The organism is Gemmiger formicilis (assembly GCF_024462815.1).
Taxonomy (GTDB): Bacteria; Bacillota; Clostridia; order Oscillospirales; family Ruminococcaceae; genus Gemmiger.
Window position 1 is genome coordinate 23,586 of sequence record NZ_JANGCG010000023.1, and the last position, 12,718, is coordinate 36,303.

General features: G+C 49.2%; 11 protein-coding genes. 5 read left to right on the forward strand and 6 right to left on the reverse strand.

The genetic code is table 11. The features are described from left to right. Positions 1-9 precede the first annotated feature (9 nt). The 5 genes from NE623_RS13345 to NE623_RS13365 all read left to right on the forward strand — a co-directional run bounded on the left by NE623_RS13345 (position 10) and on the right by NE623_RS13365 (position 6,814). Positions 10-969, forward strand: a complete 960-nt coding sequence (locus NE623_RS13345) for an AbiH family protein (RefSeq protein ID WP_256273172.1) — start codon at positions 10-12, stop codon at positions 967-969. Between the two features lie 981 nt (positions 970-1,950). Then, positions 1,951-2,631, forward strand: coding sequence for a response regulator transcription factor (locus NE623_RS13350; protein ID WP_256273173.1), 681 nt, complete (start codon positions 1,951-1,953; stop codon positions 2,629-2,631). Between the two features lie 9 nt (positions 2,632-2,640). Beyond that, positions 2,641-3,678: a sensor histidine kinase gene (locus NE623_RS13355; protein ID WP_256273174.1), complete on the forward strand. Its 1,038-nt coding sequence runs from the start codon at positions 2,641-2,643 to the stop codon at positions 3,676-3,678. Between the two features lie 101 nt (positions 3,679-3,779). Beyond that, positions 3,780-4,463, forward strand: a complete 684-nt coding sequence (locus tag NE623_RS13360) for an ABC transporter ATP-binding protein (protein WP_005942816.1) — start codon at positions 3,780-3,782, stop codon at positions 4,461-4,463. Next, on the forward strand, positions 4,460-6,814 hold the full coding sequence (locus NE623_RS13365) for an ABC transporter permease (RefSeq protein ID WP_256273175.1): 2,355 nt from the start codon (positions 4,460-4,462) through the stop codon (positions 6,812-6,814). Before NE623_RS13360 ends, NE623_RS13365 begins: the two co-directional genes overlap by 4 nt. Before the next feature lie 218 nt (positions 6,815-7,032). Here the strand turns inward: NE623_RS13365 and NE623_RS13370 are convergent, their stop codons facing one another. The 6 genes from NE623_RS13370 to NE623_RS13395 form a co-directional block, all read right to left on the reverse strand. Next, entirely contained in the window at positions 7,033-7,308 is a 276-nt protein-coding gene (locus NE623_RS13370) for a hypothetical protein (protein ID WP_256273176.1), read from the reverse strand. Further along, positions 7,305-8,480 (reverse strand): tyrosine-type recombinase/integrase, encoded by a 1,176-nt coding sequence (locus NE623_RS13375; RefSeq protein ID WP_256273177.1) that lies wholly within the window; start codon positions 8,478-8,480, stop codon positions 7,305-7,307. Before NE623_RS13375 ends, NE623_RS13370 begins: the two co-directional genes overlap by 4 nt. 162 nt (positions 8,481-8,642) lie before the next feature. Beyond that, positions 8,643-9,842 (reverse strand): site-specific integrase, encoded by a 1,200-nt coding sequence (locus NE623_RS13380; protein WP_256273178.1) that lies wholly within the window; start codon positions 9,840-9,842, stop codon positions 8,643-8,645. Positions 9,843-9,854: 12 nt separating this feature from the next. Next, positions 9,855-11,207, reverse strand: a complete 1,353-nt coding sequence (locus NE623_RS13385) for a relaxase/mobilization nuclease domain-containing protein (RefSeq protein ID WP_256273179.1) — start codon at positions 11,205-11,207, stop codon at positions 9,855-9,857. After that, positions 11,194-11,463, reverse strand: a complete 270-nt coding sequence (locus NE623_RS13390; RefSeq protein WP_256273180.1) for a plasmid mobilization protein — start codon at positions 11,461-11,463, stop codon at positions 11,194-11,196. Before NE623_RS13390 ends, NE623_RS13385 begins: the two co-directional genes overlap by 14 nt. Then, on the reverse strand, positions 11,460-12,635 hold the full coding sequence (locus NE623_RS13395) for an AAA family ATPase (protein ID WP_256273181.1): 1,176 nt from the start codon (positions 12,633-12,635) through the stop codon (positions 11,460-11,462). The genes NE623_RS13390 and NE623_RS13395 overlap by 4 nt, the downstream gene beginning before the upstream one ends. Positions 12,636-12,718 lie beyond the last annotated feature (83 nt).

Here is a 12,718-nt window from a genome sequence, read left to right on the forward strand (position 1 = left end):
GGCGGTGCTATGGAACATCATCTACAGGATTTAACTCAGTTGGCTATTATTGGGAACGGGTTTGATTTGGCTCATGGATACCATACACGATATGTGGATTTCACAGAAAGCGTTGGAGATGATTTCTTCCGGAAGTATCGTCACTATATAAATAATTACTGTCCTCAGATGGATTGGCATCGATTTGAAGAATGTGCCGACCAACTGACAGTTCCTTTTAATGCGGAAGACCTCCGTAGTGATACCGCCGCAAATGAAGTCATCAAACCATTCAACAAAGATTTTCAAAAGATAAAGATAGCGCTTATAGATTATCTAAAAAAGGAACAGATTAGGATACCTTTTAGCAAAAAAGTAAATGTTTCCTCTCGCTTATCACCTTCCACGCTAGCCTTAACATTTAATTACACAAATTTGTGTGAGAATTATATTAGAAACATCATTTATATTCATGGTTCTTTAGCTGAGAATGAAATTGTACTTGGGTATGATCCCGTGAGTCCTTTTTGCTTTTCAAGTTTTGATACTATCAGATGGCATAAAGGCTTTTGCAGGGAACGCTTGAATTTCTGCCGATATTTGATGCAGCAAAAGCAACTTTTCCCCGAAAACTGTCTATATCATACTCTATGTGATGAATATCTTGAAATGCAACGAATCCAAAATTCTGGGAAAGGGTTAGAACCGGAAGATTTCCAAAAGTTCAAGTATTCAAATATTCTCCGGCAATATCTACACGAGCAATCATCGGTAAAGCCATTTGACTATAGCAAAATTGACACGGTCTTAATACTTGGTCACAGCCTTATTGCAGATAAAGAGTTTCTCACCTCTGTTTTTGGAAGCTGCAATAATCTTAGCCATGCAGTCATCTTTACCTACCATGGAGAGGATGACAATGAATTAAACCGGAAAAAGGCATTTCTCTCTGATTACTGCAAAGAAATCGAGTTTGAATTTTACGACTGAAAATATAAGGCTTGAAGTATGCTTCCCGTGCGAAATCAGCTTTCAATTAGTACCGATGATAATTTGCAGATACATAAAATTTATTTTACATAACAGTCTGATTGCCTAAGAGGAAAAAATGCAAGAAGTCTCTGTAAACAGTACAAGTATTTACTTTATTCCGAACAATACAAAGAGTAAGAGCAGTCATTTTAATACAATGTTCTCGTGCTTATTGTAGTATCTATGGCAATTAACACTATCTGTTTTTGCATAGAAAATTTTCTCATAGTAAGTTGGCTTTTCCTCTTTCTTTGATGGTCATCTTTTAAAGTGATGATTTTGTTGATTTTTTATCAAAACCATAACGCATCCAAAATGTGTATTCAGCTTGGTCTTGAATGCAACACTATACTATATTAGAAATATGTCCGCGATTATTTCTTTACATGCTAGTTTGTGATTGACCACCATTTGACCACTACTGTGCAGCGGCACCGCAAAAAGCCGAAAAAGCCTGTTGTGACAACCAACAACGGGCTTTTTCTTGTTTTGGGAATCGCTGTGCAAAACCAACAGAATTTACGTTCCTACGTCTGGTTGCACTGTCCTGTCGTAGTTCTCCGACCCGGAAGGCCAGAGGTTCGAATCCTCCCGGTCGCACCAAGAGCAGCACCTTATGGGGTGCTGCTCTTTTTGTTTTTTGCAGATTTTACGGGGCAGTAAAAGAAGGGATTCGAGCAGCCCGTGCCCCGCGCTTTGCGTCCCGCGGGGCAGAAACGCCCCGGTGGGGCGTTTCTAGGGCGCGGCTTGGCGAATCCCTTCGGGCGCACCAAAAAGCGCATTGCAATGTACTTTACGCAGTAAAGCGGTGATAGTAGGACTTATATTTAACACACGGCAAGAAACAATTTCCGTTTCGCACATTGTAATGTTCGCAGAAAAAACTTATAATGCTTTTGAACCTGTAGGACACACAAAATGCAGAAAAGAGAGGGAATCATGAGAAAACTGTTCCTTTTGGAAGATGATCTGAGCCTGATTAGTGGGCTGACCTTTGCATTCAAGAAACAGGGCTTTGCACTGGATACAGCCCGGACGCTGGCAGAAGCCGAGGTGCTGTGGTCAGACAGAAAATATGACCTGCTGGTGCTGGATGTTTCCCTGCCGGATGGCTCTGGCTTCGATTTCTGCCAGAAGGTGCGGCGCACATCCAATGTGCCGATTCTGTTCCTGACTGCTTCGGATGAGGAAATGAATATCATCATGGGACTGGATATGGGCGGGGATGATTACCTGACCAAGCCGTTCAAGCTGGGTGTCCTGTTGTCGCGGGTCAATGCACTGCTTCGCCGTGCAAATGCGTCCAGCGCAGAAGAACCCGTACTGGAATCGGGCAGCATCACCGTCCGGCGGTTGCAGGGGCAGGCATACAAAAACGGAATCTTGCTGGAACTGACCGGCGCAGAATACAAGCTGCTCTGCTTCTTTATGCAGCATCCGAATGCCGTGCTATCCAAGGAACAAATTCTGGATGCACTGTGGGACTGCGATGGGGATTACATTGACAGCAGTGCCTTAACGGTGTACATCCGGCGGCTGCGGATGAAGATTGAGGACGACCCCGGCAAACCGCAGATGCTGCTGACCGTCCGCGGCATGGGCTATAAATGGAATGGGTAAAGGTGCCGTATGAAAGTATTCGCAAACCGGGAGATCCGGATTTTGTTTCGAACAGTGCTGGCGGTCTGGGCGGTGGCATTGGCTCTCACACAGGGTATCGTATGGCATACGACGCACGCATTCTCTTTCGCATTACTGTTGGTTTTTCTGCTTCTGGGCGGCTGTCTCTGGGGCGTGCTTTTTCGCTATTTCCAAAGGCAGAGCGCGCTTCTGGAACAGGCAGTCCAGAAAATCCAAAGCTGTCTGGATGGCAACCCGGATGCACGACTGGACTGCGACCGGGAGGGAGAACTTTACCGTCTGTTTCACTCCGTTAATGCATTGACGGCAGTTCTGAGCGCACACGCAGACAACGAGCAGCGGGAGAAGCGTTTTTTGAAAAATACCATTGCAGATATTTCGCACCAGCTCAAAACACCGCTGGCGGCGTTGAATATCTACAACGGTCTGCTTCAGGACGAAGCTGTTTCGCCGTCGGAGGTCAAAGAGTTTGCAGACCTGTCCGAACAGGAGTTGGACCGAATCGAAACGCTGGTGCAGAATCTGCTCAAAATCACCCGGCTGGATGCTGGTTCGGTCGTCTTGGAGAAGAAAAACGAAAATGTTGCTGAAATGGTGCAGGACATTGCGCGGCAGTATAACTATCGTGCAGAACAGGAACAGAAAAAGCTTGTTCTGTCCGGCTCAGAGGCGGTTACACTTTGGTGTGACCGTGACTGGATGCAGGAAGCTGTGGACAATCTTGTAAAGAATGCCCTTGACCACACAAAGAGCGGAGATACGATTCAGGTAGAGTGGAATGCACTGCCGTCCATGGTTCAGATCAAAGTGCGCGACAACGGCAGCGGCATCCACCCGGAAGATTTGTACCATATCTTCAAACGGTTTTATCGCAGCCGCTTTTCACAGGATACACAGGGCATCGGGCTGGGTCTGCCGCTGGCAAAAGCCGTTGTGGAAGCCCATCACGGCACCATTGAAGTAGACAGCGAGCTGGGAAAGGGCACGACCTTTACTCTGAATTTTCCGATTCCTACAAAATTGTAGGCTGAGTGTAGGCTTGCAGTAATGTTGACGTGTTATCCTTTTCTGCACAGACAGAGATAATCCGTCTGAATCGAAGGAACCTGCAAAGTGAGGGATACACTATGGAACTATTAGAAGTCAACCATCTCTGCAAGACCTACGGCAGCGGAGAAACCGCTGTCCATGCGCTGAAAGATGTTAGCTTTTCAGTGCCGAAAGGCGAATATGTGGCAGTCGTTGGCGAATCCGGCTCCGGCAAAAGCACCCTGCTCAACCTGATTGGTGGACTGGATACGCCGACTTCCGGCAAGGTGCTGATTGATGGCAAGGATGTTTTTGCCATGAAAGACCGGGAGCTGACAATCTTCCGCCGCCGCAATATCGGTTTTATCTTTCAGGCATTCAACCTCATCCCGGAACTGACCGTAGAACAGAACATCCTGTTCCCGGTGCTGCTGGACTACCAAAAGCCGGACAGGGCATATCTGGAAGAACTGCTGACCGTGTTGAATTTGAAAGACCGTCGGAAGCATCTGCCAAGCCAGCTTTCCGGTGGGCAGCAGCAACGGGTAGCCATTGGCCGCGCCCTGATGACCCGCCCTTCACTGATTTTGGCGGATGAGCCGACCGGCAATCTGGACACCCAGAACACCAGCGAGGTCATTGCCCTGCTAAAAGAAACATCCCGGAAATACGAGCAGACCATCCTGATGATCACCCACAACCGCAGCATTGCGCAGACGGCAGACCGGGTGTTGCAGGTATCGGACGGCTGCCTGACCGATTTTGGGAGGTGCCGGGAATGAGCCGCACAGAAATGAAAAGCTATCTGAGCCTGATCCCGATTTCCGCCAAGGTACGCAGACGGCAGAACCGCATGACGATTTTGTGCATCGTCCTTGCGGTGTTTCTGGTCACAGCGGTGTTCAGTATGGCAGATATGGCGATTCGGATGGAAACCTCAAACCAGCTGAACAAAAACGGAAACTGGCATATCATGGTAAAGGACATTTCCCCTGAAACAGCCGCAGAGCTTGCCGCACAGGAGGATGTTGCTGCATTTTCGGCGTATAGCGACATCAACGCTTCCCTTACGGAAAACTACTTTGCCGGAGATAAACGTGCCGCACTGGTAGGAGCAGATGATGCAATCCTTCAAATCTTTCCGGGAATGCAGTGCAGCACTGCCCCGGCGGATGGCGAAGTGCTCGTGACAGCAAACATCCGGGATTGGCTGGATGTTACGGTCGGTACAGCGATTCCGCTGACGCTCCCGGATGGACAGACCATTTCACTTACTGTCGCAGGTTTCAATGAGGATACCTCCGATACGAACCAGTATGATGCTGTTGTGCTGGTGATGAACCGCAATACATTTTCTCAGATTGCCGCACAGGTAGAAGAATCCTTTGAAACACAGTATTTCATCCAGTTCAAGCCACGTACCAATTTGCGACAGTCCATTGTGAACATCGAAAACAAGTACGGAATTTCAGAAGAAAAAATCTCCGAAAACACTTACCTGATGGCGTTGAACGCAAGCAGCAACAACGATTATATTGTAGGCTTATATGCGGTAGCGGCTGTGTTGGCTGGCATGGTCGTCCTTGCCGGAATTTTTATGATCACAGGCAGCATCAACAGCAATGTAGCTCAACGTACCAGCTATTATGGAATGCTGCGTTGTCTTGGGGCAGGAAAAAATCAGGTTCGGATGCTTGTCCGGCTGGAAGCTCTTTTCTGGTGTAAAACTGCTGTTCCAGCAGGATGTGTACTGGGAATCGTTTCCACATGGGGATTGTGTTCCTTTCTGCGTGGATTTATCGGCGAGGAGTTCAGCTCTTTACCAGTGTTTGGCATCAGCCCGGTCGGTATTATCTGTGGTTCCGTGCTGGGACTTATCACGGTTTGGTTCGCGGCATCTTCTCCGGCACGGCGGGCGGCAAAAGCTTCTCCGATCACAGCAGCAACTGGGAATGCGGTGGGAAATGCAGCGGATTCTCCGTGTCATGCTCGGTTGTTTGGAAGTCGTGCAGAGTTTTCTTTGGGCGTGAGCCATGCAACCTCGTCCAAAAAGAACTTGCTTCTGATGACAGGTTCCTTTGCGTTAAGCATTCTCCTGTTTTTGAGCTTTTCGGTTTTGCTTCGTTGGGTTGGATTTGCGCTGAATCCGGTGCAGTCCTACGCACCGGACTTATCGGTGGCTGAAACATCCGGGCAAAATGTCCTTGACCCGGTGCTGGTGGAGCAGCTGGAAGCTCTGCCGGAAGTCAAACACGCATTCGGGCGGATGTATTGCCCGCTCCCGGCGGAATATCAGGGAAAACAGGGGTCCATCGACCTGATTTCATACGATAGTATACAGTTTGGCTGGGCGAAAAAAGACCTGATTGGCGGAACCCTTCCGCAGGAGCCGGAGGATGGCACATACCCTGTGCTGACGGTATTCGACAAAAGCAACTCCCTGACCGTGGGTGATACCATCCAGCTGGAGGATGCAAAGCTCACAGTCGTGGGTGTATTGAACGACAGCCCGTTCAGTAGTACCGATTCCCCGATTGTTATCTGCACCGAAGAAACCTTCCATCAGCTGACCGGGCAAAACCGCTATGCGGTGATCGATATTCAACTAAAAGATACCTCAGCAGACGCAGCCATTGCACAAATACACACCCTGCTGAGCGACACGTTAAACAAGCAGGTTGTTTTTTCCAACCGAATCGAAGGAAATCGGATGATACAAAGCACCTACTGGGCGTTCCATCTGGTGGTTTATGCGTTTCTCATCGTGATTGCAGGAATCACCATTCTGAACATCATCAACAGCATTTCCATGAGCGTGTCGGCACGAATGAAGCAGTATGGCATCCTGCGTGCCATCGGGATGGATGATGCACAGCTGAAACGCATGATCTCTGCCGAAGCTGGCACCTATGCGGTGTCCGGTCTTTTGGTGGGCATTGCGCTGGGTCTTGTGCTGAATCGGAAGCTGTATATCCTGATCATCACCCATTATTTCGGTGCAGCGTGGCAGGTGCCGTGGGGCTGTCTTGCCGTGATTGTCGTAGTCGTGCTGGCGGCGGTGGTGCTGGCAGTATATAACCCGGTCAGGCGAATCCTCATGCAACCCATTACTGCAACCATCAGTGAATTATAAGCCAGAACAACAGATGCCCACCAGCTTATGGCGAAAACCATAGGTCGGTGGGTATCTGATTTACGAAAAGAATTAAATGCTGTTCGCTGATTTTCCCATTGCAAACCGTTGTAAAATATGGTATATCAAAGGGAAATGGTTCGGATTTGGATTGCTTTACTGCACCAAGAGCAGCACCTTATGGGGTGCTGCTCTTTTTGTTTTAATGTTATTTAGGTTTAGAATAATTTTAGTAGCATATCATCTGCCGCGTCCGTGTACTGACCTTTTGCCAATCGTTCATTTCTCAGTCTGTTTATAGTTTTTCGCATAAGGAAAATTTCTTCTGTGGAAAAAGTGGCTTTTTTATCGGCTGGGAGAGAATCAATTTTCAGTATCAATCGTCCCGATTTCTCCGTGTTATAACCAAGTGCTTTTTCTTGGTAGTAATACGGGGCGAGAGCTTTCAGCGTAATACTTTTGTTTGCTCTGGTTAATTTGATTTTCTTCATCATAGTCCAATCGCCTTTCCCAACTTTTCCTGCGCCTTGCGCTTATTCTTGTCAAAGGCGTGGGCATAAATGTCCAGCGTTGTACTTGCTTGTGCGTGTCCTAACAAACTGGCAACCGTGCGCACGTCCACTCCCTGTGCAATCAGCAGGCTGGCATTGGTGTGGCGCAAGCTATGCACATTCAAATCCAGCGGCAGGTTGTTAGCCTTCAAAATCAGCTTGAATCTGTATGTGAATGTGCTAGGGCACATAGGCTTTCCGTTCGGCTGGCGGAATAAGTAGTCATCCTCAGATACGGTTTCGTTCGCCGTCTGCTGCCTATCCCACTCACATTCTTTCTGCCACGCCTTGAGTAGCTGGCACATTTCTTTGCTCAAGTAGACCATACGATCACCGCTGCTGGTCTTAGGGTCCTTAGTGATTGATTCTTGGTGACTAAGTTTGACCACACCCCGCTGTACATGAATGGTACGCTTTCGCCAGTTGATATCGCTCCACCTCAGCCCACAGGCTTCCCCACGCCGCAGCCCGGTTGCCAGTACCAGCTTGAAATAGGTTTCGTACTTCATACTCTGACCTTCAAACGCTGTAATCAGTTTCTTTACGGTTTCCTCGTCAGCCACCGGGCGCTCTTTCTTTTGTCCTTTCGGTTTGTAACATCTCCATGCGGGATTGTGGGTCAAATAACCCTCGTCCACAGCCGCCGACAGGATGCCGCACAGCGTGTTGTGTAAGCCTTCGACTGACTTCTCGGATAGATTCCCTCTGCCGTCCAAACGCGGGCTGTACCGCATTTCTTCGTAAAAATCACGGATAACCTCTTTACGCAAATCGGTCAACTTGTAGTTGCCCAGTGCTGGCAAGATTCTGCGGATATCCTGCAAATCTCGTTGGTATGTAGAGTCCGCCAGTTTCTTCGGTCCTATATCAGCCGCCCAATGCTCAATGTACTTTGCCAGTGTAATGCTGCGGTTGATGGGTTCAGGCGTATGTTGAACCTCGCGTTCAAATAGGATTGCCTGTTCCTTTACCCATTTCTCGGCTTGTTTCGGAGTATACTCTTTGGGTGGCTTGACCGTTTTCTGTACAGATTTCAGTCGGTTGCCCTCATAATCATACCCACGAGAGACTACAATCAAGTAACTGTTGCTGCCGCGTTTTCTGATAGATGCCATATTTTGCACGCTCCTTAGTGTTATTTTATTGACCTGCGGTACTACAAAGCATATCGACAACTGCGACAGAAAGCTATCACCATACCCAACAATCTTTCGCCCTAAAATCTACCTATTACTGACAAAAACGGCACCGCCATTTCTGACGATGCCGCTGCTTATTTAACCTGCCTTCTTGGCTTTTCTATTCTTATTTTTCATAAATGCAACATAGCACGGATTTTGGTTGTTCAGCAGATCTTGCATCAGGTTTGCGGCCTGCTGTTTCGCCACGTCCTGTGGGTGGCAGTAAGTCCGCTCCAAGAACGCCGTATCTGCATGACCGAGCAACGATGCCGCCACCTGTTTGCTGGTGCCTTCCTGCAGCAGATACGTTGCGTAGAAATGCCGCAGGGTGTGCAGGTGGTAATCTTCCGATAACCCGCACTTTTTATACAGCTTGCGCAGATGCCGTGTAAAAGTATCCGGGTGCGGCACATGACCGTCGGGGTCAGTAAAAATCGGCTGCTCTCTATCCGGAACACCGCTATGCAGCACCTGTTGCTGTCGCAGCGCCATCAGAAGCTCCCATATCCCCATGGGAATCGTTACGATCCGTTCCCGATGGCTCTTGGTGTCGCTCTCAACAATCTGCCCGGATGCGCAGCTGCGGGAACGGCGGACGGTCAGTTCACAAGCACCGGTTATGTCCCGCCATTGCAGGGCGCACAGTTCCCCACGCCGCAATCCGGTCGTAATTGCCAAGGTATAATAGGCGCGATACAGAATCGGTTCGTTCTGAATCGCCCGCATTAGTTTACTCATTTCATACTTCTGCGGAATATGCTGCACCTCCTTTTCAAAATGCTTTTTCCGAACGCGGTGCGCCGGATTAAACTGAATAATGTCATTTTTCTTGGCATCCTCCAGTACCGAGGAAACCGTCTCAAGGTACTTCTGCACCGTTGTTTCCTTGATGCATTTCCCGCCCCGTCCGGGGCGCTTGCGAAGTTCCTCACACATTTCCTCTAGGGTCATGGGAAGCAGCTTTGCAAGCGGAATACCGCCAATCAGCGGGTAAACAATACCCAGATTTCGTTTGTACCCGGCGTATGTCGTAGCCTTAAAGAACGGTTCCTGCCGCTTGAGCCAATTTTCGGCGTACTGATCAAAGTGGGTCTGGTCACTTTCTTCTACACCATACTTGAACTTTTTCTCGATGCGTTCCGCTTCAGCCATGACATACTGCTGAATGCCGCGCTTTGGCACGGATGATGGCACAGTGATGGTCTGCGCCTTCATGCGTTTCTGCCCGTTGACCTTGTAGCCGTTGCAGACAGTGATTTTGAATTTTCGTTCGGACTTTTTCTTGATGTAAGCCATTGTACCTCCTCGTCAGCGCTGCCGAGAACGGTCTCGGCAGCGATTTCTATTGTTTGTATGTTGACTTCGGTTTTCTTGTTCAATACGGTTGGAATCCCTTGTTCGTTGAATGCGTTTGATTGCTCCCTCCGCAATTTTATCCTCTTTACGAAGTTCGGCAATCTTACAGGTAAGCATTGCACGGCGGTCAGCCAGTTTCGGAGGAGCATCTTTTCTGCGCATCTGCTTAACGATTTCAGCCCGCTGTGCGGCAAGGGTTTCTATCTGTCGGGACAGGTCTTTGCGGTAGTCCACGATTGTCTGCAAAGACGGGAACTGGTGTTCGTGAACAAAAGCGTGTTCTGCAAGAATTTTCTCGGTATCTTTCCAGATGCGCTCCAGTTCCGGGCGGTTGATGCGTGGCTGCTGCTTCTTGGGTAAGATACCCAGTTGGTAACAGTAGTACAGATATAAGCGGTGCATCTGGGATTCCCCGAAGAATACCTCGAAGAAAATTTGGAGGATGCCTTTTCCTGCATAGGTATCCTTGGGGCGATATCGTTTCGGCGTATACTGCCGGGGCGGGTGTTTCCGTTCATACACCCCTGCCCCATACAACAGGTAATTTCCGCGCAGTCGGTCATCTATGGCAGGTAAATCGTATTCTTCTCCCAGCCTATAAAGCCGCACGGCTCGACCACCATCCCGCGCCCGGATGGTCGCATATTTTCGGTGTGGGTCACTGCCGAAAATATACCCTTGCCGATACAGCGCCCTGTGGAAGTCCTCGGCGGTACTGGCATCCTCACAGGCTTGGTCAATGGCCGCCCGCATTCGGGCGTACCGCGCCGGTTCCTTGGTCTTGGGCTGCTCCACTACCGACAAGCCGTACTCCCGGCACAGCTTGTCGGATGCTGCCCGGAACTCGGCATACTGGCTGCGGCGCTGCTCATATTTTTTGCCGTCCACATAGGACACGGAATTTATCACAAAATGATTATGTAAGTTATCCGTATTCATATGGGTAGCGACCAGCACTTGGAACCGCTTGCCCCATACCTTGCGGGCCAGTGCCACGCCAATTTCGTGGCACTGCTCCGGAGTAACCTCTCCTTCGCGGAAGCTTTGGTAGGCGTGGAGCGCCACCACGCCGTCTGTTTTACCAAAGCGTTCCTGTACAGCCCGCATATCTTCCCACGCATGATTTGCCCTGCAATGGATGCCGGTGACAAGCTGGGCGCTCTCATTCAGCTTGGTCTTGGCATCGTTCTCTGCGTAGTGCAGTGTCTGGGCAAGAGCATCGTATTCGGTTTTGTCCGGGTTGGCCGCGTAATCAAGGACGCGCTGTAAGCTGTCCTTGATGGTCCAAATCTTAGTTACCGCCAATGAGCAGGTCCCTCAAGCGGTCGGTCTGGGCGTTGATGGCTGTACCATCTTGAACAGAACAGCTTTCTGCAATTTCATCCAGTTTGTCCAATACATTAAATACCTCCTTGGGCGGGTGTCCACCCGGTTTATATCCCAGCGCCCGCTGGCGCAAGTATTCCGAGAGTGACAAGCCACACTTTTTAGCCAACATCGTCACCTTTTTCTTTTCGGTGACGGTGACCCGGACATTGATTCCAACCGTTCTGTTCCTCATGCGCTTGCAGCCTCACAGGGGTTCGGGGCTGTCCCCGTAGGCTTTTCGGCGGGTTGCCCTGTGGCAACACTTCGCCCATGCTTGCTTCCCTCAAGCGCTCCGAGTGACGATGGTGACGATGGTGACGGTCTTTCTGGGATACCCCACCCCGATAATTGAGTTATGTCAATATCATCGTCACCACCGTCACCATCGTCACCATAGAAGTTCAAAAGGCGAACCTTGTTTTTTCGATGGGTTTTATATCGGATGTTTTTCGGTTCAAATACTTTATCAAAATACTTGGCCATATTGTAGGTGAACTGGTTCGGCTTGGCATTTTCAATACCTGCCGCTGCAAGCAACTCGGAGGCTGTTCCCTGCCAGTTTCCGACACTTTCGATGTACTTCGCCGCTTTCCACAAGTAGTCCGGCACAGCCTTGATCTCTCGTTCCTCTGCGGTTTCTTCATCTTCCAAAGTCCAGATGCAATTTTCTTCCCGCAAATGCAGCGTTCTATCGTCCATATCGCGTCCGGTAAGCAAAATGTCAGCAGTTTGGCTCATTCGCTTGCGCTGCATAACCCAGCTGGTATCTGCCACACCCATAAGACCTGTGGAGCCTGAAATCTGGTCAAATGGGTCGGATGCAGTTTGCTTGCGCAAGTGGTGAATCAGCAATATGCAGATGCCATACTTGTCGGCAATCTTTTTCAATGCCCCCGCTTCTTTATAGTCGTTTGCATACATCCCGCCGTTTCCATCGCTCACACGCACTTTTTGAAGTGTATCGATGACAATCAAGCCAACATCGCAGTATGTATGAATCAAAGATTCTACCTGTTCCTCTAAGCCCTGCCCAATACTCGGACATTCCGTTTGGAGAATCAGCCTCTCCGGAGCATCCCTGCCGTCGATAAGCTGGAAGATTCGGTTTTGCAGACGGTTAAATGTATCTTCCAACGAGAAATAAATCACGGTGCGTGGCTCTATTTCTCGATTCCAGACAGGATTACCCTGCGCGATCTGCAAACACAGCCACAAGGTCAGCCAGCTTTTGCCTGCCTTGCTGGGACCGGCAAACAGCGCCAATCCGGCTGGGAGCAGGCCAGGAATAATCCACTTTACGGGTGGCAGCGGCGTGGAGAGGAGTTCCTCTGCGGAGATTGCTTTCGGAAGTTTTGTAAAAGTCATTTGCATCATCCTTTCTTGTTTGGTATACATCTATTATCTCATACTATCGTCGTTTTGTGTGTAGTAAGTTTTATTCTCCAGTG

What these genes read in the sequence shown, in the direction of transcription:
- NE623_RS13355 (WP_256273174.1), top strand. Translation starts at nt 2,641, where the DNA reads ATGAAAGTATTCGCAAACCGGGAGATCCGGATTTTGTTTCGAACAGTG.
- NE623_RS13380 (WP_256273178.1), bottom strand. Translation starts at nt 9,842, where the DNA reads ATGGCTTACATCAAGAAAAAGTCCGAACGAAAATTCAAAATCACTGTC.
- NE623_RS13390 (WP_256273180.1), bottom strand. Translation starts at nt 11,463, where the DNA reads ATGAGGAACAGAACGGTTGGAATCAATGTCCGGGTCACCGTCACCGAA.
- NE623_RS13370 (WP_256273176.1), bottom strand. Translation starts at nt 7,308, where the DNA reads ATGATGAAGAAAATCAAATTAACCAGAGCAAACAAAAGTATTACGCTG.
- NE623_RS13345 (WP_256273172.1), top strand. Translation starts at nt 10, where the DNA reads ATGGAACATCATCTACAGGATTTAACTCAGTTGGCTATTATTGGGAAC.
- NE623_RS13360 (WP_005942816.1), top strand. Translation starts at nt 3,780, where the DNA reads ATGGAACTATTAGAAGTCAACCATCTCTGCAAGACCTACGGCAGCGGA.
- NE623_RS13375 (WP_256273177.1), bottom strand. Translation starts at nt 8,480, where the DNA reads ATGGCATCTATCAGAAAACGCGGCAGCAACAGTTACTTGATTGTAGTC.
- NE623_RS13350 (WP_256273173.1), top strand. Translation starts at nt 1,951, where the DNA reads ATGAGAAAACTGTTCCTTTTGGAAGATGATCTGAGCCTGATTAGTGGG.
- NE623_RS13395 (WP_256273181.1), bottom strand. Translation starts at nt 12,635, where the DNA reads ATGACTTTTACAAAACTTCCGAAAGCAATCTCCGCAGAGGAACTCCTC.
- NE623_RS13365 (WP_256273175.1), top strand. Translation starts at nt 4,460, where the DNA reads ATGAGCCGCACAGAAATGAAAAGCTATCTGAGCCTGATCCCGATTTCC.